This is a genomic window from Achromobacter sp. E1 (assembly GCF_037039475.1).
GTDB classification, from domain to species: domain Bacteria; phylum Pseudomonadota; class Gammaproteobacteria; order Burkholderiales; family Burkholderiaceae_B; genus Achromobacter; species Achromobacter mucicolens.
In genome coordinates, this window is the sequence record NZ_CP146253.1 from 4,205,845 (window position 1) to 4,229,593 (window position 23,749).

Annotated in this window: 25 protein-coding genes; 12 read left to right on the plus strand and 13 right to left on the minus strand. The window is 63.3% G+C overall.

All coding sequences use genetic code 11. The features are described from left to right. The first annotated feature begins 94 nt into the window (after positions 1-94). Genes V6V88_RS19505 through cynS form a run of 4 tightly spaced genes read left to right on the plus strand, consistent with a single transcriptional unit; the run spans position 95 to position 3,551 of the window. Positions 95-1,456, plus strand: a complete 1,362-nt coding sequence (locus V6V88_RS19505) for a CmpA/NrtA family ABC transporter substrate-binding protein (RefSeq protein WP_063954406.1) — start codon at positions 95-97, stop codon at positions 1,454-1,456. Continuing rightward, a complete protein-coding gene (ntrB, locus tag V6V88_RS19510; protein WP_056323123.1) occupies positions 1,456-2,298 on the plus strand; it encodes a nitrate ABC transporter permease in 843 nt (280 codons plus the stop codon). The genes V6V88_RS19505 and ntrB overlap by 1 nt, the downstream gene beginning before the upstream one ends. Positions 2,299-2,303: 5 nt before the next feature. Continuing rightward, positions 2,304-3,098, plus strand: a complete 795-nt coding sequence (locus V6V88_RS19515; RefSeq protein ID WP_063954410.1) for an ABC transporter ATP-binding protein — start codon at positions 2,304-2,306, stop codon at positions 3,096-3,098. A 9-nt stretch (positions 3,099-3,107) separates the two neighbouring features. Then, on the plus strand, positions 3,108-3,551 hold the full coding sequence (gene cynS / locus V6V88_RS19520) for a cyanase (protein WP_105241620.1): 444 nt from the start codon (positions 3,108-3,110) through the stop codon (positions 3,549-3,551). A gap of 33 nt (positions 3,552-3,584) precedes the next feature. Here cynS and pdxK read toward each other — a convergent pair whose 3' ends face one another. The 6 genes from pdxK to V6V88_RS19550 form a co-directional block, all read right to left on the minus strand. Further along, a complete protein-coding gene (gene pdxK / locus V6V88_RS19525; protein ID WP_175156995.1) occupies positions 3,585-4,448 on the minus strand; it encodes a pyridoxine/pyridoxal/pyridoxamine kinase in 864 nt (287 codons plus the stop codon). 41 nt (positions 4,449-4,489) lie between these two features. Next, positions 4,490-4,855, minus strand: a complete 366-nt coding sequence (locus V6V88_RS19530) for a cupin domain-containing protein (protein ID WP_056323113.1) — start codon at positions 4,853-4,855, stop codon at positions 4,490-4,492. Positions 4,856-4,905: 50 nt separating this feature from the next. Beyond that, positions 4,906-5,460 carry an XRE family transcriptional regulator gene (locus tag V6V88_RS19535; protein ID WP_056323110.1) on the minus strand — a complete coding sequence of 185 codons (555 nt, stop codon included), beginning with the start codon at positions 5,458-5,460 and terminating at the stop codon, positions 4,906-4,908. A gap of 78 nt (positions 5,461-5,538) precedes the next feature. Next, positions 5,539-6,321 carry an aldolase gene (locus V6V88_RS19540; protein WP_056324545.1) on the minus strand — a complete coding sequence of 261 codons (783 nt, stop codon included), beginning with the start codon at positions 6,319-6,321 and terminating at the stop codon, positions 5,539-5,541. Positions 6,322-6,331: 10 nt separating this feature from the next. Beyond that, on the minus strand, positions 6,332-6,976 hold the full coding sequence (locus V6V88_RS19545; protein ID WP_338616040.1) for a glutathione S-transferase family protein: 645 nt from the start codon (positions 6,974-6,976) through the stop codon (positions 6,332-6,334). Positions 6,977-7,004: 28 nt separating this feature from the next. Then, on the minus strand, positions 7,005-7,967 hold the full coding sequence (locus tag V6V88_RS19550) for a tripartite tricarboxylate transporter substrate binding protein (RefSeq protein WP_338616041.1): 963 nt from the start codon (positions 7,965-7,967) through the stop codon (positions 7,005-7,007). 318 nt (positions 7,968-8,285) lie between these two features. On the opposite strand from V6V88_RS19550, the gene V6V88_RS19555 reads away from it, so the two are divergent. Continuing rightward, positions 8,286-8,930, plus strand: a complete 645-nt coding sequence (locus V6V88_RS19555; RefSeq protein WP_338616043.1) for a nucleotidyltransferase family protein — start codon at positions 8,286-8,288, stop codon at positions 8,928-8,930. 82 nt (positions 8,931-9,012) lie between these two features. Then, a complete protein-coding gene (locus V6V88_RS19560) occupies positions 9,013-9,639 on the plus strand; it encodes a tyrosine-type recombinase/integrase (protein ID WP_338616045.1) in 627 nt (208 codons plus the stop codon). Positions 9,640-9,757: 118 nt separating this feature from the next. Here V6V88_RS19560 and V6V88_RS19565 read toward each other — a convergent pair whose 3' ends face one another. The 3 genes from V6V88_RS19565 to V6V88_RS19575 form a co-directional block, all read right to left on the minus strand. Further along, a complete protein-coding gene (locus tag V6V88_RS19565; RefSeq protein ID WP_338616046.1) occupies positions 9,758-12,235 on the minus strand; it encodes a TonB-dependent siderophore receptor in 2,478 nt (825 codons plus the stop codon). 120 nt (positions 12,236-12,355) lie between these two features. Continuing rightward, positions 12,356-13,321 carry a FecR domain-containing protein gene (locus V6V88_RS19570; RefSeq protein ID WP_338616047.1) on the minus strand — a complete coding sequence of 322 codons (966 nt, stop codon included), beginning with the start codon at positions 13,319-13,321 and terminating at the stop codon, positions 12,356-12,358. Between the two features lie 11 nt (positions 13,322-13,332). Further along, positions 13,333-13,836 (minus strand): sigma-70 family RNA polymerase sigma factor, encoded by a 504-nt coding sequence (locus V6V88_RS19575; RefSeq protein ID WP_338619659.1) that lies wholly within the window; start codon positions 13,834-13,836, stop codon positions 13,333-13,335. Positions 13,837-14,120: 284 nt separating this feature from the next. Between V6V88_RS19575 and V6V88_RS19580 the strand changes: the two genes are divergently transcribed. The 5 genes from V6V88_RS19580 to V6V88_RS19600 all read left to right on the plus strand — a co-directional run bounded on the left by V6V88_RS19580 (position 14,121) and on the right by V6V88_RS19600 (position 18,603). After that, positions 14,121-15,284: a hypothetical protein gene (locus V6V88_RS19580; RefSeq protein ID WP_338616048.1), complete on the plus strand. Its 1,164-nt coding sequence runs from the start codon at positions 14,121-14,123 to the stop codon at positions 15,282-15,284. A 61-nt stretch (positions 15,285-15,345) separates the two neighbouring features. After that, the gene (locus V6V88_RS19585) at positions 15,346-15,966 is read left to right on the plus strand and encodes a hypothetical protein (RefSeq protein WP_338616050.1); all 621 of its coding nucleotides are present in this window, start codon (positions 15,346-15,348) and stop codon (positions 15,964-15,966) included. 103 nt (positions 15,967-16,069) lie between these two features. After that, positions 16,070-16,405 (plus strand): Rap1a/Tai family immunity protein, encoded by a 336-nt coding sequence (locus V6V88_RS19590; protein ID WP_338616052.1) that lies wholly within the window; start codon positions 16,070-16,072, stop codon positions 16,403-16,405. Positions 16,406-16,659: 254 nt separating this feature from the next. Next, positions 16,660-17,937, plus strand: coding sequence for a S41 family peptidase (locus V6V88_RS19595; RefSeq protein ID WP_338616053.1), 1,278 nt, complete (start codon positions 16,660-16,662; stop codon positions 17,935-17,937). Positions 17,938-17,976: 39 nt separating this feature from the next. Further along, positions 17,977-18,603: a hypothetical protein gene (locus tag V6V88_RS19600; protein WP_338616055.1), complete on the plus strand. Its 627-nt coding sequence runs from the start codon at positions 17,977-17,979 to the stop codon at positions 18,601-18,603. 78 nt (positions 18,604-18,681) lie between these two features. Here the strand turns inward: V6V88_RS19600 and V6V88_RS19605 are convergent, their stop codons facing one another. After that, entirely contained in the window at positions 18,682-19,668 is a 987-nt protein-coding gene (locus V6V88_RS19605) for a zinc-dependent alcohol dehydrogenase family protein (protein ID WP_128827527.1), read from the minus strand. A 110-nt stretch (positions 19,669-19,778) separates the two neighbouring features. Here V6V88_RS19605 and V6V88_RS19610 point away from each other — a divergent pair, with 110 nt between their 5' ends. Continuing rightward, a complete protein-coding gene (locus V6V88_RS19610) occupies positions 19,779-20,648 on the plus strand; it encodes a LysR family transcriptional regulator (protein WP_271263139.1) in 870 nt (289 codons plus the stop codon). Positions 20,649-20,838: 190 nt separating this feature from the next. On the opposite strand, the gene V6V88_RS19615 is transcribed toward V6V88_RS19610, so the two are convergent. From V6V88_RS19615 to V6V88_RS19625, 3 genes are read right to left on the minus strand one after another with little or no spacing between them, the layout of a single operon-like run. Further along, positions 20,839-21,828 (minus strand): NAD(P)H-quinone oxidoreductase, encoded by a 990-nt coding sequence (locus V6V88_RS19615; protein ID WP_338616058.1) that lies wholly within the window; start codon positions 21,826-21,828, stop codon positions 20,839-20,841. Next, complete coding sequence (locus V6V88_RS19620) at positions 21,825-22,175, minus strand: carboxymuconolactone decarboxylase family protein (RefSeq protein ID WP_338616060.1); 351 nt, start codon at positions 22,173-22,175, stop codon at positions 21,825-21,827. Before V6V88_RS19620 ends, V6V88_RS19615 begins: the two co-directional genes overlap by 4 nt. 14 nt (positions 22,176-22,189) lie before the next feature. Then, positions 22,190-23,626, minus strand: coding sequence for an NAD-dependent succinate-semialdehyde dehydrogenase (locus tag V6V88_RS19625; protein WP_338616061.1), 1,437 nt, complete (start codon positions 23,624-23,626; stop codon positions 22,190-22,192). Between the last annotated feature and the right edge of the window lie 123 nt (positions 23,627-23,749).

Sequence of the window (23,749 nt, forward strand, 5' to 3'; positions counted from 1 at the left end):
TAGTAAGCCCCCTACACGCGTATCGTTGAACCGGCGATACCGGCCGCCGCCGGCCAGCCCCATGATGGCTCCATTCCCGACCGAAGGAGCCACCATGTCCCTTTTCAGCAACCCGTTTGACGCCAACAGCCGCCTGGCATGCGGCTGCGGACGCCACGCCTCGCAGGCCGAACACGAGCGCGCCACGCAGGCCATCTCGCAGGGCGACGCCGCCGGCAGCGCCGTTGAACAGGCCGTCATGCGCGCCCTGTTCCCGCAGGATGCGCTGCGCCGCCGCTTCCTGCGTGCCGTCGGCAGCGGCACCGCCATGGCCGCCATCGCGTCGATCTTCCCGCTTGCCGCCGCCAAGGAAGCCTTCGCGCAGACCGCCGGCCCGCTGGAGAAACAGAAGCTCAAGGTCGGCTTCATCCCCATCACCTGCGCCACGCCCATCATCATGGCGCACCCCATGGGCTTTTACGGCAAACAGGGCCTGGACGTCGAAGTCGTCAAGACCGCCGGCTGGGCGCTCATCCGCGACAAGGCCATGTCCGGCGAGTATGACGCCGCCCACATGCTGTCGCCCATGCCGCTCGCCATCTCGATGGGTGTCGGCGCCAGCCGCGCCGTGCCGTGGACCATGCCCGCCGTCGAGAACATCAACGGCCAGGCCATCACGCTGTCCATGAAGCACAAGGACCGCCGCGACCCGAAGGACTGGAAGGGCTTCAAGTTCGCCGTCCCCTTCGACTACTCCATGCACAACTACCTGTTGCGCTACTACCTGGCCGAACACGGCCTGGATCCCGACACCGACGTGCAGATCCGTTCCGTGCCGCCCCCCGAAATGGTGGCCAACCTGCGCGCCGACAACATCGACGGCTTCCTCGCGCCCGATCCCGTCAACCAGCGCGCCGTGTACGACGGCGTGGGCTTCATCCACACCTTGTCCAAGGCCATCTGGGACGGCCACCCCTGCTGCGCGTTTTCCGCCAGCAAGGAGTTCGTCACCACCATGCCCAACACCTATCAGGCTCTGCTGAAAGCCATCATCGAGGCCACCGCCTACGCCCGCAATCCGGCCAACCGCAAGGAAATCGCCACCGCCATCGCCGCGCCCAACTACCTGAACCAGCCCGTCACGGTGGTAGAACAGGTGCTGACCGGCACCTACGCCGACGGCCTGGGCAAGGTGCTGACCGATCCCAACCGCATCGACTTCGATCCCATGCCCTGGCAGTCGTTCGCTGTGTGGATCCTGACGCAGATGAAGCGCTGGGGCCAGGTCAAGGGCGACGTCGATTATCAAAAGGTCGCTAGCGACGTCTTCCTGGCCACCGATGCCGTGCGCCTGATGCGCGAAGCCGGCCTCACCCCGCCCGCCGAAACCGGCAAGACCTTCAGCGTCATGGGCAAGCCCTTCGATCCCAGCCAGCCCGAGGCCTACCTCGCCAGCTTCAAGATCCGGAGGACCTGATGGGGTCCGTGCAACACTGGCGGGCCACGTTCCTGTCGATCGCCCTGTTCCTGGCGTTCCTGCTGCTCTGGCACGCCGCCACCCGCCCCGATGCGGGCGAGGCGACGGTGGACCCGGCCTACGCCGCGCTGGTCGGCAACGCCGCGGCCAGCGGGTCCAAGACGCCGTTCCCCGGTCCCGCCGAGGTCGGCGCGCAGCTATGGCAGCACCTGAAGGATCCCTTCTACGACCGCGGACCTAACGACAAGGGCATCGGCATCCAGCTGGGCTACTCCGTGGCGCGGGTGCTGACGGGCTTCGGCCTGGCCGCGCTGGTGGCCATCCCGCTCGGATTCCTGATCGGCATGTCCCGCACGGTGTACCGCGCGTTCGACCCGTTCATCCAGGTGCTCAAGCCGATCTCGCCATTGGCGTGGATGCCGCTGGCCCTCTACACCATCAAGGACGCCAACACTTCCGCCGTCTTCGTGATCTTCATCTGCTCGTTGTGGCCCATGCTGGTGAACACCGCGTTCGGCGTGGGCGCCGTGCGGCAGGACTGGCTGAACGTGGCGCGCACGCTGGAAGTGTCGCGGCTGCGCACGGCGCTGCAGGTCATCCTGCCCGCCGCCGCGCCCACCATCATGACCGGCATGCGCATCTCGGTCGGCATCGCCTGGCTGGTGATCGTGGCCGCCGAAATGCTGATCGGCGGCACCGGCATTGGCTACTTCGTCTGGAACGAATGGAACAACCTGTCCATCTCCAACATCATCTGCGCCATCGTCTTCATTGGCCTGATTGGCATGCTGCTGGACAACCTGCTGGCACGCGCCGCGCGGCTGGTGAGCTATCGGGAGTAACGCGCATGAGCCAATCTTTCCTGCAGGTCCAAGGGCTGGGCAAGCGCTACCCGGGGCGCGATGGCCGTCCGCAGCCGCCCGTCTTCGAGAACATCGATTTCCAGATCGACAAGGGCCAGTTCGTCTGCGTCATCGGCCACTCCGGCTGCGGCAAGACCACCATCCTGAACGTGCTGGCCGGCATCGATGACAGCAACGAAGGCATCGTCATCATGGACGGCCGCCAGATTTCGGGGCCGTCGCTGGAACGCGGCGTCGTGTTCCAGGCGCACGCGCTCTTGCCGTGGCTGACGGCGCTACAGAATGTGGAATTCGGCGTGCGTTCGCGCTGGCCGGCCTACAGCCGCGAACAGGTGCGCGCGCACAGCCAGCGTTACCTCGACATGGTCGGGCTGGGCCACGCCGCCGGCAAGAAGCCCTGCGAACTGTCCGGCGGCATGAAGCAGCGCGTGGGCATCGCCCGCGCCTTTGCGATCCAGCCCAAGATGCTGCTGCTGGACGAACCCTTTGGCGCGCTGGACGCGCTGACCCGCGGCGCCATCCAGGACGAACTGCGCGCCATCGTCCAGGAAACCCGCCAGACCGTCTTCATGATCACGCACGACGTCGACGAGGCCATCCTGCTGTCGGACCGCATCCTGCTCATGAGCGCGGGGCCCTACGCCCGCATCGCCGAATCCGTCACCGTGGACCTGCCGCGCGACCGCACGCGCGCCAGTCTGCATCACGAACCCCGCTATTACGACATCCGAAACCATCTCGTCGACTTCCTGGTCGACAAGGCCATCCACAAGGAGTGAACCACCATGATGTCCCGCGCTGAAGTCACCGAACTCGTCGTCACCCGCAAGCTGGAAAAAAAGCTCTCGTGGGGCGCCATCGCCGAAGCCGTCGGTCAAAGCAAGGAATGGACCACCGCCGCGCTGCTGGGCCAGATGACCATGACCGAGGAACAGGCGCTGGCCGCCGCCCGCGTGCTGGACCTGCCCGCTGACGCCGTCGTGCAACTGCAGGTCGTGCCCTACAAGGGCTCGCTGCCCACCACCGTGCCCACCGACCCGCTGATCTACCGCTTCTATGAACTGATCAACGTCTACGGCACCACCTTCAAGGCGCTGATCAACGAAGAGTTTGGCGATGGCATCATGAGCGCCATCGACTTCAAGATGGACCTGTCGCGCGAGGCCGACCCCAAGGGCGACCGCGTGCAGATCGTGATGAGCGGCAAGTTCCTGCCGTACAAGACGTACTAAAGACGCAACAGGCGGGGCGGGCCCCGCCTGCGGTTAGCCCTCGGCGGCCAGTTCTTCCCAGCCCAGTTCGCGGGTGCGCTGCAGCGTCACCGTGACCTGGGCGGCGGCTTCGCGTACCGCCTGAACCAGCGTCAGGCCGTTCAGCAATCGCGACGACACGCCCGCCATGAACACGTCGCCCGTGCCATGCACCGACGGCGGAATGGCGATCTCGGGGTGAGTCACCACCGTGACGTCGTCCCGCGTGACCACCACCAATTGCAACGTGCCCGGCGCCGCCGTCATCGGCGCGGCGCTGGTCGCGACGATCCACTGCGGCCCGCGCGCGATCAACTCGCGGGCGGCGGTCACCACTTCGTCGACCGACGACAGCGCGCGGCCCACCAGCAATTCCAGCTCGAAATGATTGGGCGTCATGCCCTCGGCCAGCGGCACCAGCAGATCGCGATACTGCGCGACCAGCCCCTCGTCCACGTAGAGCCCGTCATTGCGATCGCCCATTACCGGGTCGATGAACACCCGCAGCTCAGGACGCGAGGCCCGCACGGCCGACAGCCATCGCGCCAGCAATCCGGCCTGCCCCGGCTGCCCCAGATATCCGCAGACCACCGCGCGCGCCACCTGGCTCACGCTACGTTCGTTCAATCCTTGCAGCAAGCCTTCGAACCAGTCCAGCGGCACCGCCCCGCCGTGCAGCGTGGGATAGTGCGGCGTATTGCTGAGGATGACGGTGGGCAGCGCAATCGCGCGCAGTCCCGCCTTGCGGAACACCGGCATGGCGGCGTTGTTGCCGACATAGCCGTAGACGACCTGGGACTGGATCGAGACGACATCCACCTGCGCGGTGCGGGCGGGCAGCGCTGCGCCCGGCGTGGGGGCAGCGGGAATTGCGGTCATGAGGATTGCTCCGGGGTGTGATCGGGGTGTAGCCGAGCGGGTCAGCCCATGCGGGTGATGAAATAGATCTTCTTGACGAAGTGGTCGACTTCCCAGCGGCCCGTATAGCCTTCGGGCATGACAAAGGCTTCGCCCACGGTCAGCTCGTGCACCGTGCCGTCCGGGTCCACCAGACGCGCGGCGCCTTCGACGATATAGCCGAATTCGATGTAGCCGGTGGTGTTGGACTGGAACGAACCCGCCGTGCTTTCCCACACGCCGGCCTCGGCCTTGCCCGCGTTGCCTTCAAAGGCGGTCACGGTACGAAACGCGGCATCGCCCGAAATCGGGCGGCGCGGCTTGCCGGGCACCGGGTTCTTCATCGGGCCGGCATCGATGCGGACAAGCCGCGATTGATCGTTTTTCATCGTTGATCCTGTGTCTTTCAATAGCGAGTCAGTGCGCCGGCCCCGAGCGTTCAGTGCGCCGCCACCACCAGCACCTCGGCCATGGCCCGGCTGACGGTGCGCATGCGGTGCGGCAATTCAGAGTCGAAATAGACGGAATCGCCGGTTTCCAGGCGGAACTGGCGTTCGCCCACGTGGACCTCGATGGCGCCTTTGAGCACCAGCAGGAATTCCTCGCCCGGATGCGGAAACACCGCGGCGGCGTCCGGAAATTCGCGCGGCGGATGCACAACGAAAGGCTCCATCGCCTTGACCTTGCGCCGCCCCGCCAGCGACTCGTAATGGTACTCGCTGCCCAGGCCGCGCCGCTGCAGGGCCTCCCGGTCGGCCACGCGCACCACGCTGACCACTTCGTCTTGCGCGGCGCCGTCGTCCCCGACCAGTTGGGACACGCCCACGCCATAGGCCTCGGCCAGGCGCAGCACCGTGGAAATCGATGGCTCGCTCAAGCCCCGCTCCAGTTTGGAGAGATAGCTTTTGGTCAATCCCGTGCGCTGCGCCAGCTGTTCCAGGGACAGGGTTTGCTGGCGGCGCAGGGTGCGTAGGCGGTGCGGCAGGTCGATCATGGGCAGGGAATGCGCAAATACAACCGGCAAGAATGCCCCAAAAGCCCGCCGCCGTCGAGCCGCCCCGCCCTGCTTCGCCTAGCTCAGCACATCAGGATGCGCCCGCAGGGCGCGGCGCGCGTAGTACGAGAACCCCACCTGCGACCGCTTGGGCGTCAGAATCCAGTCGTGCGCCTCGCGGCCCAGTTCCGGCGGAATCGGCTGGATCTTGCCCGCGGCCATCGCCAGCAGCTGCATGCGCGCGGCGCGCTCGAACTGCAGCGCCAGCACGCAGGCTTCTTCCACCGACCCGGCCGCAATCAGCATGCCGTGATGCGACAACAGGATGGCGCGCTTGGAACCCAGCGCCTTGGAAATGATCTCGCCTTCCTCGTTGCCCACCGGCACGCCCGGCCAGTCCTTCAGGAACGCCACGTCGCCGTAGAGCGGGCAGTTGTCCATGTGCGAGACCTCAAGCGGAACCTCCAGCATCGACAGCGACGCCACGTGCAGCGGATGCGTGTGGATGATGCAGTTCACGTCGGGCCGCGCGCGGTAGATCCACGAATGAAAGCGGTTTGCGGGATTGGGCATGCCGCCGCCTTCCTGCACGCGCAGGTCTTCGTCCACCAGCAGCAGGTTGCTGGCCGTGATCTCGTCGAAGCCCAACCCCAAACGCTGCGTGAAATAGCGGTCGGGCGCGTCGGCGCGTGCCGTGATCTGGCCCGCCAGGCCCGAATCATGCCCGCCGTCAAAGAGGATGCGGCAGGTCAGCGCCAGCCGCTCGCGCAAGGTCCATTGCGGCGTGTCGAACTGACGCTGCATCTCGGCCTGCGCGCGCGCAATCAGTTCGTCCTTTCCCAGGTGCATCGTATCGGCCATCATGTCTCCGTCATGCCGTTTCCATCAACGGCGTAAATCCCGGCAAGGCACGCATGCGGGCCAGCCAGGCAGTGATGTGCGCAAAGCCGGACAGGTCGTATCCGCCCTCGCCCGCCATGCTCGTGTAGGGGTACAGCGCGATGTCCGCGATGGTGGGCGAGGCGCCCACCAGAAACTCGCGGCTCACCAGGTGAGCGTCCATCAGCGCGGCGGCCTTCATGCCCGCCGCGCGCCACGCCACCATGTCGGGATCGTCCGTCTTGGCGGTCTGGCGCAGGTGAATCAAGAGGCGCGGCTGCGCGAACGCGTGCATGTGCTGCGTCTGCTCGAAACTCAGCCAGCTCGACACCTGCGCCTGCGCCAGCCGGTCCTCCGGCAGCCACGACGTGCCCATGCCCAGATACCACAGGATCGCCTGAGACTCCGCCAGCCACTGCCCTTCCGGCGTCAACAGCGCCGGCACCTGCCGCCACGGATTGATGCGCGCGAACGCCTCGGTTTCCAGGTCGCCCTGAACGATGTCGAACGTGCGCCGCCTGACCGGCAGGCCCATCAGCCCGCAGGCCAGCCGGATCTTCCACGCGTTGCCCGACCGCAGCGTATCGGCCAGTTCCAGCGGCTTGCCCGCCAGCGGGTGGGACGCCCCGGTATTCATGCGTAGCTCCTTTCCATATGCGTGTTTCCTAATCCATCTTGATATTGGCGCGCTTCACGATCTCGGCCCACTTGGTCTTTTCGCCGCCGATGAAGCGCTGATATTCCTCGGGCGTACCCGTGTAAAGCTGCGTGCCCTGCGCCGCCAGCCGTTCCTTCAAATCGGGCAAGGCCAGCGTCTTTTGCAATGCCGCACTTAGCGCGGCCACCACGTCCGGCGGCGTGCCGGCGGGTGCAAAGAACGCATTCCACGAACTGATCTGCAGGCCCGCATCGCCCGCCTCGACGCTGGTTGGCACTGCGGGCGCAGACGGCAGCCGCTTGTCCGACGCCACCGCCAGCGCCCGCAACTTGCCGGACGCGACGTGCGGCATGATGACCGGACTGGCGTCCATCACCACATCCACCTGCTCGCCGATCGCCGCATTCACGGCCTCGCTGCCGCTCTTGAACGGCACATGCACGATGTCCACGCCCGCAGTCAGCTTCAAGAGTTCCAGGCCCAGGTGCGGCGAACTGGCGTTACCGGCCGAGCCGAAATTCAGCTTCGCGGGATTGGCCTTGGCATGCTTGACGAACTCGGCGAACGACGCCGCGGGCACACCCGCACGCACGGCCAGTAGATACGGCGACCCGGACACCATCCCTACCGGCGCAAACTTGTCGGCGTCGTAGCTGAGCTTGGCGTAGATCAACGGGTTCACCACCTGCGTGCCCACCGTCCCCATGAATATCGTGTACCCATCGGCCGGCGCCGTCGCCGCCACCTGCGCCGCGATTACGCCCCCCGCACCGGGCCGGTTCTCGATCACGATCCCCTGCCCCAACACGTCCCCCATTCCCTTGCCCACCTGCCGCGCCACGATATCCGTAATGCCGCCGGCGCCAAACGGCACCACCAGCCGGATCGTCCGCTCTGGAAACGCCGCCTGCGCGTGTCCCACCAATCCCGCCGTCATTGCCAATGCTGCCACCATGCCCAAGACCTTCATGCCATTCCCCTTGTATACGCCGTCGCGGCGCTATGACACAAAGTGTCCTATAGAGCATTGATTTTCCGCAAGGGAAATTTGATTAGGGGAAACCTGGGGAGTGGGGAATGGAGTTCGGCAGTTGGCTTTGCCCGGTAATGCCGGCCAATGCGTGGGCGATTCTTGGTCTGTGCGAACGGAGAGCCTGCAGTTGTAAAAGGCCTACTTCGCGATAGGCGCGATTAAATTTTCGCAACGGTCTAAGCCGGCGGATTCGGGCATGGAGGGCTCCGATGCCCCTGTGGTCAGTGGCGGCTTCCGGCCAGAAGCGGACGGGCGATGATTCCGGATATGCTATTTCCACATATCAACCACCCCGAGATTCCATTTTCCGGCGAAATGATGGCGAACGTTCGAGCAGGCTATGAGCAACGACTATGCGACCTCGTCGAATCCTCTGAGCAACTGATGGCCGCGCTGCGGGCGGTTCGCTGCCTTGGTTTACCCTCGTGGTGCATCGGTGCAGGGGCCATCAGATCCTTGGTTTGGGATAACTTGCATGGCTTTCAGGTGCCCTCGAACGTGGATGACGTGGACGTTGCGTACTTTGATGCCGAAGCGCCTCTAGCTCTGGATGCCGAACTTCAAGAGCGGCTGCATCTTCTCCTTCCCTCGCTCACTTGGGAAGTGACAAACCAGGCCAGAGTGCACGAGTGGTTCGCAGAAGCCCTCGGCCAGGTGGTTTCACCCCTAACGTCTTTGGACGATGGGCTGGCCACTTGGCCAGAGTTCGCCACCTGCGTTGGGATTTACCTGGACGGTTATGAATCATTGAAGGTCATAGCGCCGTACGGATTGAATGACCTGTTTGAACTGCGAGTTCGGCACAACCCTCGTCGGGCGAGCGTCTCAACGTTTTTGCACCGTGTGAAGTCCAAGCGATTCAGCCACCGATGGCCTCGGCTTTCGATCTGTACTCCCTGACCGCACAGAGGGCTGCTGTGGGTCGGATAGCGCCCCTCCGAAGGCGCACACTGAATCTCCCCTTACTCGAAAGGAGATTGTCATGGAATCCGCGAATGGCACCGTTGACGGTCGTGTGCCATGGAACAAGGGCAAGCTCACTGGGCAGAAGCCGCCCCTAAAGCTCCGAGAAATTTGGGCAATCCGAATGAAACTTCAGATGGCTTCGAACATCAGGGAACTTGCGATGTTCAATCTCGCGATTGATAGCAAGCTTCGAGCGTGCGATCTCACGCGATTGCAGGTACTGGACATCCGTCACGAAAGTCACGTAGCCACGAGAGCAACCGTCATGCAACAGAAGACCCAGCGTCCGGTCCAATTCGAGATTACGCAGCAAAACCGTGAGAGCGTTGAAGCATGGATCGAGGCGCGAGGGCTAAAGGCGACGGATTTTCTGTTTCCGAGCCGTTTGCATACGTCCTCGCATCTGTCGACGCGGCAGTACGCCCGGATTGTGCATCGCTGGGTCGCATCGATTGGCCTAGACGATACCGCATATGGAACCCACACTATGCGCCGTACAAAAGCCTCGCTGATCTACCGCCGGACGAAGAATCTTCGGGCTGTACAACTGCTGCTCGGGCATACAAAGCTAGAAAGCACAGTCCGCTACCTTGGCATCGAGGTCGACGATGCGCTTGAGATGGCTGAACAAACAGAGGTTTGATGCATCGCGGCCGGCGAGCGAACGCTTGCCGGTCAGAAGCAGCCTGCTCGACGCTACCGTAATACCGAATTAACCCATCAGCCGAATCCCTTGTCCTCCAGCACGCGATTCGGTGAAATCACCAGCTATAGCTCAATGTCCCCACCACGGCGCGCCGGTTGCCGTAAAACACGGACTGATCGTAGAAGCCCGGGGTGAAATAGCGTTTATCAAAGAGGTTGGTCGCACTAATCGAAGCGCGCAAGCCCTTGAGACCTTGACTCAATTGACCCAGGTCATATCTGACCACCGCATCAACCAGGGTGTACCCGCCGATCTTGATCGTATTGGCCGCGTTGTAGGACGACCCAACATACCGGACGCCGCTGCCCAGGCCCAGCCCGGCGAGCGGCCCGGTGCGCACGGTGTAGTCGACGAACATGCCCGCCATGTGACGCGGCACCGACGCTGGGCGTAGGCCTTTCTTGCTAACGCCGGTGACGAGATTGGCATTGTGCTTGGTGATCTCGGCATCCAGATAGGTGTAAGACGCCGCCACGTTCAGGCCAGCGGCCAGCGAGGTCTTCGCTTCCAACTCCAGCCCGCGCGAGCGCACCTCGCCGTCCTGCACCGAATAGCCGGAGTACAAAGGGTCCGCGGTCGTGACGTTTTGCTGCGTCAACTGAAACAGGGACGCCGTGATCATGCTGTCGGAACCCGGAGGCTGGTACTTGATGCCGACTTCGTACTGCTTGCCCTTGGTCGGATCAAAATTACCGCCGCCCCGTGCCGGCGCCAGCGTGCCTGAGGCGGGCTGGAACGATGTGGAATAGCTGACGTACGGCGCGATGCCGTTGTCGAAAAGATAGGTCAGTCCGCTACGGCCAGTGAAGGCTTCCGAGTTGACTGTGCTCGACGCATCGGACAGATAGTCGGACTCCTTGTTGGTGGCCCAGTCGTAACGGCCGCCCAGCGTCAAAATCCAGCGCTCATAGCGCAGTTGGTCCTGCACATACAACCCGGTCTGATAGACCTGGCTCTTGCCGTCCACCGATTTAAAGCTGTTCCACGTGGTGGTATTGGTGTAGACGGGATTGAAGATGTCCACCGTGCCGTTGGTGCCCCCGGTGCGGGACTCGCGGCCGGAATAGTATCCATAGTCCAGGCCTGCCAGAACGGTGTGCTGGACGGCGCCCGTCGAAATGCGGCCTTCGACATTGGTGTCGACCAGGAAGGTGTCGGTGCTTTTCGGGCGGTCCTGCATGCCGAACGTGTAGTAGCGTCCGTCGGTCAGTTGCGCGCTGTTGCGTGCACCGCTGGACACGTAATCCACGTCGGCATGCGTGTACCGCGCCTTCTGACGCACGGTCCAGTTTTCCGTAGCGGCATGTTCGATTTCATAGCCGACCGAGGTGTTTTCGACCGTGTAGTGTGTCAGCTCGGGTTGTCCCAGGAAAACGTCTGACGGGAAGCGGCCAGCCGGGTTGTCATTGACGGTGCCGGTGAGCGGGAGGCTTTGTTCCGAACCGCCGCGCTTGGATTTCTGGTAGCTGGCGTAGACGGTGACGTTGGTCCGGTCGGTTGGACGCCATGTCAGCGACGGCGCCAGATAGAGCCGGTCGTCGGGCGAATGGTCCACCTGCGTGCCGCTATCGCGCGCCACGCCGGTGATCCGGTAAAACCACTTGCCCTCCTGGTCCACTGGACCGGCAAAGTCGAACGCAGCCTGGCGGCGCCCCAAGTTCCCCCCCTGCAATTCGATTTCATGCAGCGGCGTTTCGGTCGGGCGCTTAGTCGTCATGTCGACCAGCCCGCCCGGGGCGATTTGCCCGTACAGCACGGACGACGGCCCCTTGATAACGTCGATCCGTTCCAGCCCGTAGGTCTCGATATCGATGTCGTACTGGTTAAAGCCCGCGCGCAGGCCGTCCCGGAACGTCGAGAAGAGGTTAAAGGCGCGGAAACCTCGAAGGTAGATGTCGGGCGCGCCTTGCCCGCCCGGGTAGTCGATGGCGCGAATGCCGGGTGTGTACGCCACTGCGGAATTGAAGTTCTGCACGCCCCGCTGATCCATCTCTTCGCGACTGACGACGCTGATAGCTTGGGGAATCTCGATCAGGGGCGTATTGGTCTTGGTACCTGCCGACGAACGCAGCGCTACGAAGCCGTCGTCGGCAGGCCGCTCGGAAGAGGCGGTCACGGCGATGCTGGGGAGGGTGACAACGGATCCCGCTGCGGGCAAAGCCTGCAGCGTGTAAGCGCCCTGCGCGCCGCGGACGGCCTGCAGTCCACTACCCGCCAGTGCGACCCCGAAGCCCGCATCCACCTTATACGTGCCATGCACGCCAGCAGAGGTCAGGCCACGCGTTTGTGCAGCGTCGAACGAAATGGCCACGCCGGCTGCGCTCGCATACTGGCTGATCACCTGGGCCAGCGGCCCGCCAGGAATGTCGAAACGGCGGGCGGAGGACTCGGAGGCCATGACGGCGCCTTGCGCATGCAGCAGCGGTGAGGCCAGCAGGGTCGACACCGTGAACAATAGCGCCAAATGGGACGGCAAGACGCGCAGGCGCATGCCGGACGCGGAAGGGGCGTGAACAGACTGGTTGTACGACATGAAGTCTCTCAGGAAGACGCGAAATGAAGGTTCTGCCTGAGAGGACGAACGAGACGGCCCGAAGACGCAAATTCTTCAAAAATAAATTTGGACGGTTACAGAGAGCGGCGTCCGCACGCTTCAACGCGCGACAAGCCGGGTCCAATAGCCAAGCACTCGCGCGGTCTTGACCGGAAAGCCGTGCGTCAACGCGGCCAGGGCCTGATCGGTGTTGTCCAGCGGAAAAGAGCCCGACACCAGCAGGTGGGCAACCTCGGCGTCGCACCCCAGACCGCCGCGCCGATATCTGCCCAGCTCGGCCGCCAGTTGGCCCAGCGGCATGTCCAACGCGACGAGGTTGCCACTAGTCCATGCCGCGGTAGTGATGTCGTTTGGCTTGGGGGGTTCGACAGTGTCTCGGCTGAACCGCGCCTGCTGGCCAGCATGCAGGACGACGGCCCTCTGCCCCTGTACGGGCTCAATGCGGACCGACTTTTCCAGGACGGCCACGCGCGTCCAGCCATCTTCGGTCTTGACCGTGTAACGCGTGCCTAGCGCGGTGGCCGTGCCCTGGCGCGTTCGCACGAGTAAGGGGCGCGGCGTGGCGGCGGGGTCGGGATGCGTGGAGACCAGAATGGCGCCCGATCGCAGGTCCAGGATGCGCGCCTGGGCGTCGAACGTGACGTCGACGGCGGTATCGGTGTCCATCAGCATGGACGAGCCGTCCGCAAGCTTGATGTTGCGCCGTTCGCCGACGGCGCTGCGGTAGTCGGCAGTCCAGCCTTCCCACGGCAGGGTGCGCCATCCCAGCCAGGAGGCGGCGCCAGCGCCTGCCACGAGGCCGATGTTACGCAACACTGCGCGGCGCGACGCCTTAGCCGGCGCCAGCGTGGGGCGGGCGATGTTGCCTCGCAGGCGGCCCATCTGGCGGCAGACCTGCTCGACCTTGCCCCACGCGGCGCGGTGGGTGGCGTCGCTGGCGAGCCAGTGGCTCCAGGCGTTGCGATCGTTGGCGGTGGCGGCTTCCGAACTAAGGCGCGCGTACCAGGTGGCGGCCTCCTTGATGGCGCGCAGGTCCCGCGCGCTGGGCGGTGTCTCCGTAGACATCGGCGTGCCGCTCACGGCAAGAGCAGGCAGCAATGCGCCATGGCGCGCGCCAGATAATTGTCCACGCTGCGACGCGATACCCCTAGACGGCGGGCAATCTCGGCATAGGGCAGGTCTTCGCACTGCGCCATCAAGAAGGCCTGCTTGACCTTCAATCCGAGTCCGTCGAGCATGGCGTCGATCTCGATCAAGGCGCTACGCAACACGGCCTGCGTTTCGAGCGAAGGCACCTCCTGCGGTGGGAGTGCGGCCAAAACCTCGAGATAGGTCCGCTCCAGCGTTTGGCGCCGGAAGAAATCGATCATCAGGCTTTTGGCGATGGTCGCCAGATAGGCGCGCGGTTCCCGAATGTCAGCGGCGGGCTGGGCGTTGGCCGCGCCGCATCGCCCTGTATGCGTCTTCAACACCCTGACGAAGGTGTCCTGCATTAAATCAGCCGCGTCGAAAGGATCGCCCACACGACGGCGCAACCACCCCAGCAGCCACCCATGATTGTCGCTGTAAAGCGTATGTATCGCTGATACGGCAGTGGGAGGAGTGGACACCAGGCGCTCCGGATTGAAAATTTAGTAATGAGAATTACTATCGATTTTCCATCAAACCTGCAGATTTTGGCAAGCCGCGCCTGAGTGGCCGGTCTGGGTCGCAAGCAGACGGCCACGAAGGTCTCCAACCGCCCAAAAACATACGGTAGGAAACGGCGCTTCGCGCCTTCGGTGATAGCCCAGCCAGCAATCGGAGATAAGCGACGATACCAAATGCACCAGCATCGCCCAGAACGTCAAATCGAGAGACGCAAGTGAGCACCAAGAAAATGAATCTTTGCCTCGCCAACACGATGTTCGCGGTGCCAATTTTTGCACTGACTACCATGGGATCGGCTTTCGCTTTAGGTAATGACGCATCGCCTGATGGCGGACCACGGGTAACCCGGCAATTCGATTTTTCAGCGCCTGCCTTAAATTTCGAAAGCACCGTTCCACGAGATGCGAACGTGCAGACCGCGCCCATGGAGCCCAATCCGCCGGACACCATCGGCAACGTGAAGGTGATTGGAAAAATCACGTCGGATAAAAACAATCCGGAGATCGAGACCAGCATTTTGGGCTACAACCTGCCGGCGCCCGCCACGGCATGGCGACTCTGCACTTTCGAAGTGGAAGCACTCGGGTATGTACCGCGAATCTCCAAAAGTTCGGACGACCTGACAGAAGTGGGACTTCTGGCCCAGAAAGCCGACAACGGGAAGCCGAAGAGCGCCGCTATCAGTTATTGCTTTGTCCGCGAAAAACAGGCGGTGGGCGTTTTCTTCATCGTCGACGTGAGCCGTGCCGCCAGCATGGATGCCGCGAACAATCTGGTGCATGAAGCCGATCAATACGCCACGGCGCTCATTGACAGTCTTTCGTGGGCCAACGGGCAGCAATCGAGTTTCGGACGGGAGATGCAGGATATCCCGCTTCGTATCAGCAACGTGGAACACCGGATTCGCATCCCGGATGGATGGGACATTCCCATCAACGATTTTCATGGACCACTTCCCGCCGAGCTGCACATGGTCAGGCGTAAGAACGGAAAGGATGTCGGGTTGGTTTGGCTCTTCGTCCAGAACATGAAGGAGAAACCCGACCTTGAAACAGCCGGCGCCACGCTCGTGAAGGATTACTTCGTCAAGCAGACATCCGACGCGCAGCCTCCCGTGCTGGTGTCGAGCGAAGAGGATAGTGCGTTGGTGGACCAGGGGTTTGCCGCGCGTACCTTCCGGTTTTCCGTCGAAGACAAGAAGGGCCGCGACGCGGGCGACATCGAGGCGCTGGTCGCATGGAAGCATGGCCAGCTTTCCGTGCTGACGCTGTGGTCCGCGTGGACAGCTTCCGCCGATAGAAACACCTTCTTCTCGCGACTCCCGGGCCTGTCGGTCTACGACATCCTGCGGCAGGCCGTGGTGAAGACGCAACCGTAGAATTTGCACCGTCATTTTGATAAAAGCAAAGTTGCTGAGAACCTGAGGATCGATAGCTGCCATGTCCGAACCCTATTCTGCCTTTCTCAAACTCCAGATGTCCCGCGGGAATCTATCCCGATGGCTCGCTGCCCCTGTGCCGGCGGCATCAAGATGGTCAGACTGGCGCACTATCGGCGGGCAGTGGCATCTGTCGGAAGGCAAGGATTTGGCTGCCTCCAGCGACCAGGATTTGGGTAAGCTTGTTTCGGAATGCGACGCCATGCTGGCTCGCCATTCGGACAATCGCGCGGCGCTGCGGGCCATCATGCAATCCGCCGAGGCCGACAACATCAAGGTTGCGGCCTACGATTCTTCGGACACGCACTTCGTTGCGGGGTCGCTGACCTATTCCGAAAATCTCTACGACCTCATCGTTTTTCTGACGGTAGCGCGAGGCGCGGCCGATTTTCTCGAGGCAGAGGGTCGAGGCCTTGCGGTGGTTCACGATTACATCTGGGGAGAGGAAGGCGAACGGGAAACTGTTGCTGCGCTTGGACTGGCCGGAAAAGGCGGATCCGAGTTTCTGGCTTCCGATGCGTTCGGTCATGCCGCGGGCGCATTCGAGGGGATGGTAGACGCGATGCTGGAAGGCAAGGACGACGCAGAGTTCCACCCGCGAGATCAACTCGACCGTCTTTGAGACCAGGCCTGCGATATCCGTAGAAAAACAGAAGGTACATGACAGGCCCCACCGCGCGGGCCAAAGGGTAAAGATGTCAATGAGACGCGTAGCACTGGTTGTCATGCTGTCTGCCTGCGCGATCAGCCAGGCGCAGGAAGCCCGGACCTGGCACTTTACCGGTGTCGAGCTGGCTGCGGCCCTGGAAGGTCGGATGCCCTCGGCTTTTCACGACGCATCACTTCGCCGCCAATTCTCTTCCGCCTATGCACAGGCCTACGTGGCAGGGATCGCGGACCAGACACAGGGCGCGCTCTGGTGCAGCCCGACCGGCGTCCTGCCCCACGAATTGAAGGACAGGGTATACAGCTACTTGACCAAGCTGCCAGCCAGCCGGCTCGAAGAGAATGCCGGCCCGCTGGTCAGCGAGGCACTCCATCAGTCTTTCGCTTGCCGGTAGGATCGCGCAGGATGACGAAACTTTTCTTTGCCTTTTGGGCTGGAGCGTTCCGGACCGCCCTCGTCTGCGCGCCCTTACTATCTCCGCCTTCGAGCGGGACGGGGCCAGCGCCCGCGAAAAAGCAGGCATCGATCGCCGGGCGCGGGCGTGCGCTGCAACAATCGCTTTGCGCCCTGCTGTGGGCGTGCACGATCGTGCACGCGTCTGCCGCGGCCATGACGCGCCAGGAGATCGAAGCCACGCTCGCATCTGCCATGACTCAGGTTGTAAACCAGTACGTTGATCCCCTGGATTCACGTGTACTCGTGGTGAACGGCCTGAGCGCGCTCAAGGCGCTGCCAGGCGCTGAAGATCCATCGCGTAAGGCCGCGATCGAACAGGCCGTCCTGACCGGGCATCAGACGGAAGGTATGACACCCCAGATCCGCATCCTGACCGGCGAGATCCTGCGTTTTGCCGACGGCACACCGCGCGAGATGGCGCTGGACGCGGCCCTGCGCGGCATGATGGCGGGTCTGGACGCCTACAGCCGCGTCGCAACGCGCGCTGAACTGGCTGCCCCGCCGGCATCCGTCGGTCTGGAGCTGTCGATCCGGGACGGTGCCCTGACCGTCGTGCGGCCCCTGCCCGGCAGCCCAGGCGAACGCGCCGGCGTCCAGTCCGGCGACATCGTGACCCACGTGGACGGCCGTGCCACCGCGGGCCTGCCCTTGCCAGAAGCCGTCGCATTGCTGCGCGGCACGGCAGGCACCCCCACCACGCTCACACTGCGCCGGCCGGGCTCGGCCAGCGCGATCACGGCGCAGCCCGTGCGCGGACCTGTACAGGCGCCTCCCACGGTGCGTTGGGATCTGGATGGCGCGATTGCGGTGATCCGGATCTCCGCTTTCGACAGTCGAACGGGCCGCCAGCTGAAAGACGCGCTCGACGCAGCGTCCGCGCATGCCGAAGCGCCGCTGGCGGGACTGGTGCTGGACCTGCGCGGCAACGCCGGCGGGCTGCTCGACGCCGCCGAACTGGTCGCCGGCATGGTGCTGCCCGAAGGATCCGAGATCGGCAGCCTGCGCGGTCGCACGCCGGACAATGCGCGCACCTTGCGCGCCCGCGCCCCCCTCGTTCAGCAGGGGGTTCCGGTGGTGGTGCTCGTTGATCACCGCACGGGCGCCGGCGCCGAGATCGTGGCGGCCGCGCTGCAGGACCACGGCCGGGCCTTGCTGATCGGCACGGCAACCCTGGGCGCGGGCACGATCCAGACCGTGCGGTCCCTGCCCGGCAACCAGGGCGCGTTGGTGATCACCACCGCCCGCGTCCACCGCGCCGATGGCGCCCGGCTGGACTCGGTGGGGGTAGCGCCGGACATGCTTCTGGACAAGACCGGCCGGCGGGTCACACTGCGCACCGACATTGCGGCCGATTTCAACAGCGCTTTGGCGCAAAAGGTGCGCACGGCGGTGGCATCTGCGCCTGACGGTGCCGACACGGCGTTGCTCGCGGCGCTGACTGCCCTGACGGCGGCCACGACCGGCGATTGAAGCTGGCGTCGCCTCAACAAAGATCCAAGGAGCGATTCAATGAATACCGGCCAGATTCCATCAGATTATGGGCCGCTTTCGGTAACGGGACTGCCTACGCTCTATGGGCCGAAAAGCGCGTGGTGCGTCTGGATCACCGCGTTGCCACTGCCCGCAACGTCGCGATTGCGTGGCGCCGATGCGCTTCCCGCTTCAAAGGGCTACGCGCGCGACGATGCGATCGCACAAGCCGGGGAAGTCATCGCTTTCTTTGAAAATGACGATGGCTCCGGCGAAGCGCCGGCGTCAACGATGATCGAAGCGGCGCGCTGGCTGCTGGACCATGACGAGGCGTTCTACCAGGCGGTAATGAAGGCGATGCTGGCGGATCTGCCGCGCCTGCGCGCCGAGCAGGATGGCGTCGTTCTGGACGATGATGCCTTCCGGTTGCCGCAGCACTGGGATGGCCAAGCCTTGCGGAAACTGATCCGTCTGAACAACATCACGCTCCACCCTGTCGCTGGCGGGCCTTATATCGGCCTGGACTTCCGCTGCGCCTGGGAGGAGGAGCACGGTTACGGATTGATGATGGCCGGCACCACCGTCATCGAGTCTGGAGGGGCCGACGTCGGCACCTTGTCATGGATTGCGGCGCGGCACGCGAAGTCCCGGGGCTCAGAACCATAGCGCCGTGCAAGGAATGATCAATTGAGTCCGCAGCCCATCGCCAACCGATGTCGCCACCAGCAATGCGGGTTGCGAGCCTCATGCCACGTCCACCACGATTTTCCCCCTCGCGGTTGCAGTCGAGATAGCTTCGTAGGCACTTTCCGCGGAACGCAGGTCAAACCGCCGGGGATCGAGATTCGGCATGAGCTTGCCGGCTTCGACCAGCCATGTAGCCTCGCGGAGCATCGCGCCGTGGTGGGCGCGATGCTGGCCTGTGAGCAGCGGATACAGGGTGAATATTCCAGAATAAGTGGCCTCGCGGAACGACAGCGGCGCCAACGCATGCGTGCCCCACCCCAACGCGCTGACGACATGCCCAAAGTGCTTCACCGCGGCAAATGCAGCATCAAGCGATGGACCGCCCACGGTGTCAACGACAAGATCGAAGCCAGCGCCTTGCGTGAACGAAGCCACATACGTTTCGACTGACTGGGACTGGTAGTCGATGGGCGTTGCCCCGAGGCGCGCAACAAGATCGTGGTCACGCAAACCCGCCGTGGCGAAAACACGGGCGCCCAACGCGCGCGCCAGTTGCACCGACACATGACCGACACCGCCCGCGCCGCCTTGCACCAACACAGTTTGACCGGCCTGCAAACGCGCGCGGTCGACGATGCCCGAGTATGACGTGATAAATGCGAGGGGCAGCGCCGCGGCTTCACGCATCGAGAGGTTTACCGGCTTGATGGCAAGCAGGTCCGCATCCACGACCGCATATTGGGCCAGCGAACCCTGGATGCCGCCGACTCCTCCCGTCATGCCGTAGACCTCGTCACCGACGCGAAAAGTGGACACGCCTGGGCCGACGGCATCGACCACGCCGGCCATGTCTATGCCCAGCACCAACGGCAGCGGATGCTTTGCGTGCGCGGCGCTGCCGGCGCGAATCTTGGTATCCAGCGGATTGAGGCCACTTGCGGCGATGCGCACGCGCACTTGCCCGTGGGCCGGTTGCGGCATGGGAATTTCGGTCAACTCAAGTGGACCGTTATGACGGTTTAGAACGAGCGCCTGCATGGTCATGATCAACTCCTTACGAGTATCTGGCCCGTCGAATGACCGACCAATGCCGTCATCATTGACTATGCTATAACGCATGTAAATCCACATTTCTGCACAACTATTAAACACAAATGAATGACATGCGCCTGGACTGGAGCGATGTCCGCGTGTTTTTGGCGATTGCCCGTTGCGGCACATTGGGCCGTGCGGCAAAGCAGCTAGGCCAAACCCAGCCCACGATGGGTCGCAGGCTGCGTGCGCTTGAAGAAGCGCTTGGGCATACGCTCTTTCAGCGGACGAGCGATGGATTTGTCCTGACCGATGATGGGGCGGCGGTGCTCGCCTACGCCGAACGAATGGAGGAAGAGGCGCTGGGCTTTACGCGTGCGCTGACGGGAAAAGAAACGCAACTGAGCGGGCTGCTGCGGGTCTCTTCATCGGACTGGTTCGGCATCCACGTCCTCACGCCGGTATTCGCGCGCTTTCTGGCACAGCATCCGGGCATCTCAATAGAGCTGCTCACGGATTCACGCCTGTACAACCTTGCGCGGCACGAGGCGGATCTCTTGTTCCGGATCGTCCCTTTCGAAGAGTCCGACATCATTCAACGTAAGCTGATGCGGATCGACTATGCGCTATACGGGCACGTTGACATCGCCCCGCCGTCACCAGGCAACGGTGCCGGCCATGCGCTGATCAGCATGGACAGCGCATTCGGTTCCTTGCCCGATGTCGAATGGATCAAGCGGATGTTGCCTGGAGCAAGGATCGTGTTCGGCAGCAACAACCGCGGCGTTCAAGCACGTATGTGTGCTGAGAAATCGGGCTTGGCAGTGCTGCCATGTCTGCTTGGTGATATGACGCCCGGCATTCGAAGAATCGACTTGGGCGAGGCTCCGCCGGGTCGCGATGTCTGGCTAGGCTATCACCGGGATCTGCGTCGTGTTGCACGACTGCGAGCGCTGCTGGACGTCACCATCGATGCATTGGCCCAGCCGTGAGCCGGCTGGCCAGCCTCGATCTCCTGCAGGTTTGCCGCCGATATTCGTCATGCGACGAGTTCCGGCAGACCAACGGCCGGCCAACTTCAAGTCAGCGCCTTTCCCGCTTTGGCCGTGATTGCCTCCGAGACGAGACAATCGGCGAGCACGATCACGAGTTCTTCCCCGCCTGCGTGCTGGCTCCGACCTATCAAACGGTCATCGTCAGGATGATTTTCCCCACATTCTGCGCCGACTCCATCCGGCGATGCGCATCGGATGCACGTTCAAGCGGATAGGTGCTGTCGACCACGGGAACCAGACCCGCGCCGCTGGTAAAGCGGTCCAGCCAGTGTTCGCGAAAGCGCAGCACCATGGCGTGCTTTTCAGCCTGTGGACGCGACTTCATGACGGTGCCGAAAATTTGCAGATGACGATACAGGATGTCCTCTAGCGCAATATTGACTTGGCCGCCGCCGCCCAGGATACCCACCTGAACCAGCCGCCCACCGTTGGCCAGCGACGCAATATTGCGCGCAAAGTTGGGCGCGCCAATAAAGTCGATCACGACATCCACGCCGCGCTTGGCCGTCTGTTCAGCCACGACCTGCGAATAGTCCTGCGTGCGATAGTCGATGACGCAGTCGGCGCCCAGTCGCTTGACCTGCTCAAGCTTGCTGGCCTCGGCCGTTGCGTACACGGTGGCGCCCGTTGCCCTTGCAAGCTGGACCGCTGCCGACCCGACGCCGCCGGCTGCCGCATGAATCAATACGGACTCACCCGCTCTCAGGCGGCCAAGATGCAGCATGGCTTCGTGCGCAGTGACGAACACTTCGGGGATAGCGGCGGCGTGGACGTAGTCCAGCTCGGGAGGAATGGGCAAAGCCATGCGCCAATCCAATCTGGCAATCTCCGCATAAGCGCCGCCGCCCACCACACCCATCACGCGGTCACCGGCCTTGAAGCCGCGCACGGCGCTGCCGGCCTGCAGCACTTCGCCCGCGATTTCCAGGCCCATGATGGTCGAGTCGCCGAAATTCGGGCGGCCGTAGCCGCCACGGCGGTGGGTCAGGTCGGCGCGATTTACACCGGCTGCATGGACGCGGACGATGAGGTCATCAGGCCGCATTTCGGGCTGGGGAACATCGGCCACTTCAAGCACGTCGGCCTCGCCAAACTGTTCAAAAATAATCGCTTTCATTGCTTATCCTTCAAGTCGTTTGTGTGTGACACGGCCAAGGTGGCTTGCGCAATCGCAGAGGCGGTGATCGCGGCAGGAAACCCGACGTAGAACGCCAGATGCGTGATGGCGGCCGACAGTTCATCCTGCGTCAGCCCATTGCTGACGGCGCGGCGCAGGTGCGCGGGCAATTCATCCGTATGGCCCGCGGCAATCAGGGCGGCCACGGTAATCAGACTCCGGTCTCGCGGAGACAACGCGGGATTGCTCCAGATTTCGGGATATAGGGTGTTGTCGACAAATGCCGACAGCGCCGGGGTGAAGGCACGCGCCGCTTCGCGCGGATGGCTGAAATCGATGTTCGACATGGGATGCTCCTTTTTCAGGCCTGGCTGATGAACTTGTGCGTGAGGTAGTACTCGATGCCTTCCACCCCGCCCTCTGAGCCATGTCCGCTTTCCTTCATGCCGCCGAAGGGCAACTCCGTTGCAACGATTCGATATTGGTTGATGCCGATCATGCCGGCTTCCAGACCATCGGCCACGTCTATCGCCGTGCGGGCGTTGCTGGTGAACGCGTAGGCCGACAGGCCATAAGGCAGCCGGTTGGCTTCCTGCAATCCGTCGGCTAGTTCATCAAACGGCATGAGCACTGCGATCGGACCGAACGGTTCTTCGTGCATGATCTTGGCGTGCATCGGGACGTCGGCCAACACCGTCGGTTCGAAGAAGTAGCCAGGGCCATCTATGGCCTTGCCCCCGGTCAATACCGTGGCGCCGCATGCCACCGCGTCGGCAATCAGCGACTGCATCTTCTCCAGCTGGCGCGGGTTTGCCAACGGCCCGACTTGCGTGTCGGGATCAAGGCCGTTACCCACCTTCAGCGCACGGGTAGCCTTCACGAAATGTTCGCGGAATTCGCCATAAACGCCGCGCTGCACCAGAAAGCGCGTGGATGAAATGCAAACCTGGCCCGTGCCGCGGAAGCGATTGGCCGCACCTTCGACCGCGGCGCGCTGGACCTCGGCATCGTCGAACACCAGCACCGGCCCGTGTCCGCCCAATTCCAGCGTGATGGGTTTCACACCTTCGGCGGCGCGCGCCGACAGCAACCTGCCGATGGGTACGGATCCCGTGAATGTCACCTTGCGGATTACCGGCGACGCAATCAGATGCCGCGACACGTCGTCCGGTACGCCAAAGACAACTTGCAGCACCCCTTTCGGCAACCCGGCATCGTCAAGGGCGCGGGCCAGCGCCAGCGCGGTGGCCGGGCACTCTTCACCCGGCTTGATGATGACGCTGCAACCGGCGGCGAGCGCAGCGGCAAGTTTTCGGGCCGGCGTGATCGCGGGAAAATTCCAGGGCGTGAACGCAGCCACCGGGCCGATCGCCTGCCGCTTGACCAATTGCTGCACACCGGGGCGGTTCGCGGGCACGACACGGCCGTCAATCCGCTTGGCTTCTTCGGCAAACCATTCGAAATACTCGGCGGCGCGCCACACTTCGTCGCGGCTTTCGGCCAGGGGCTTGCCCTCTTCAAGGGTCATCAACGTGGCAATGTGCCCGGCGCGTTCGCGCATCAAGGCCGCTGCACGATTGAGAACGGCAGCCCGCGCATTGGGAAACGTCCGCCGCCAGATGTCGAAGGCGGGCTGCGTCGCGGACAGCGCGCGATCCAGATCTGCTGCCGTCGCAAGGGGTACGCGGCCCAGCTCCTTGCGCGTGGCAGGGTTGACAACGCTGGCCGTGTCGCGCTCGCTAGCGCCTATCCATTCGCCGTTGATGAAGAGGTAAAGCGGGTCATAGTCGCCGTTCATGGTTGCAAACTCCGATAAGATTGATCGAAAACCTTGGAACGAAGTCTAGGCATGACGGACGCGAGGATTTAGCCCCTTACGGAAGAATGACTTTTCCTTCCAGAGAAAAAGTCGCACGAACAC

Excerpts from the sequence above, each read along its gene's own strand:
- V6V88_RS19505 (WP_063954406.1), top strand. The coding sequence starts at position 95 with ATGTCCCTTTTCAGCAACCCGTTTGACGCCAACAGCCGCCTGGCATGC.
- ntrB (WP_056323123.1), top strand. The coding sequence starts at position 1,456 with ATGGGGTCCGTGCAACACTGGCGGGCCACGTTCCTGTCGATCGCCCTG.
- V6V88_RS19515 (WP_063954410.1), top strand. The coding sequence starts at position 2,304 with ATGAGCCAATCTTTCCTGCAGGTCCAAGGGCTGGGCAAGCGCTACCCG.
- cynS (WP_105241620.1), top strand. The coding sequence starts at position 3,108 with ATGTCCCGCGCTGAAGTCACCGAACTCGTCGTCACCCGCAAGCTGGAA.
- pdxK (WP_175156995.1), bottom strand. The coding sequence starts at position 4,448 with ATGACCGCAATTCCCGCTGCCCCCACGCCGGGCGCAGCGCTGCCCGCC.
- V6V88_RS19530 (WP_056323113.1), bottom strand. The coding sequence starts at position 4,855 with ATGAAAAACGATCAATCGCGGCTTGTCCGCATCGATGCCGGCCCGATG.
- V6V88_RS19535 (WP_056323110.1), bottom strand. The coding sequence starts at position 5,460 with ATGATCGACCTGCCGCACCGCCTACGCACCCTGCGCCGCCAGCAAACC.
- V6V88_RS19540 (WP_056324545.1), bottom strand. The coding sequence starts at position 6,321 with ATGGCCGATACGATGCACCTGGGAAAGGACGAACTGATTGCGCGCGCG.
- V6V88_RS19545 (WP_338616040.1), bottom strand. The coding sequence starts at position 6,976 with ATGAATACCGGGGCGTCCCACCCGCTGGCGGGCAAGCCGCTGGAACTG.
- V6V88_RS19550 (WP_338616041.1), bottom strand. The coding sequence starts at position 7,967 with ATGAAGGTCTTGGGCATGGTGGCAGCATTGGCAATGACGGCGGGATTG.
- V6V88_RS19555 (WP_338616043.1), top strand. The coding sequence starts at position 8,286 with ATGATTCCGGATATGCTATTTCCACATATCAACCACCCCGAGATTCCA.
- V6V88_RS19560 (WP_338616045.1), top strand. The coding sequence starts at position 9,013 with ATGGAATCCGCGAATGGCACCGTTGACGGTCGTGTGCCATGGAACAAG.
- V6V88_RS19565 (WP_338616046.1), bottom strand. The coding sequence starts at position 12,235 with ATGTCGTACAACCAGTCTGTTCACGCCCCTTCCGCGTCCGGCATGCGC.
- V6V88_RS19570 (WP_338616047.1), bottom strand. The coding sequence starts at position 13,321 with ATGTCTACGGAGACACCGCCCAGCGCGCGGGACCTGCGCGCCATCAAG.
- V6V88_RS19585 (WP_338616050.1), top strand. The coding sequence starts at position 15,346 with ATGTCCGAACCCTATTCTGCCTTTCTCAAACTCCAGATGTCCCGCGGG.
- V6V88_RS19590 (WP_338616052.1), top strand. The coding sequence starts at position 16,070 with ATGCTGTCTGCCTGCGCGATCAGCCAGGCGCAGGAAGCCCGGACCTGG.
- V6V88_RS19595 (WP_338616053.1), top strand. The coding sequence starts at position 16,660 with ATGACTCAGGTTGTAAACCAGTACGTTGATCCCCTGGATTCACGTGTA.
- V6V88_RS19600 (WP_338616055.1), top strand. The coding sequence starts at position 17,977 with ATGAATACCGGCCAGATTCCATCAGATTATGGGCCGCTTTCGGTAACG.
- V6V88_RS19605 (WP_128827527.1), bottom strand. The coding sequence starts at position 19,668 with ATGACCATGCAGGCGCTCGTTCTAAACCGTCATAACGGTCCACTTGAG.
- V6V88_RS19610 (WP_271263139.1), top strand. The coding sequence starts at position 19,779 with ATGAATGACATGCGCCTGGACTGGAGCGATGTCCGCGTGTTTTTGGCG.
- V6V88_RS19615 (WP_338616058.1), bottom strand. The coding sequence starts at position 21,828 with ATGAAAGCGATTATTTTTGAACAGTTTGGCGAGGCCGACGTGCTTGAA.
- V6V88_RS19620 (WP_338616060.1), bottom strand. The coding sequence starts at position 22,175 with ATGTCGAACATCGATTTCAGCCATCCGCGCGAAGCGGCGCGTGCCTTC.
- V6V88_RS19625 (WP_338616061.1), bottom strand. The coding sequence starts at position 23,626 with ATGAACGGCGACTATGACCCGCTTTACCTCTTCATCAACGGCGAATGG.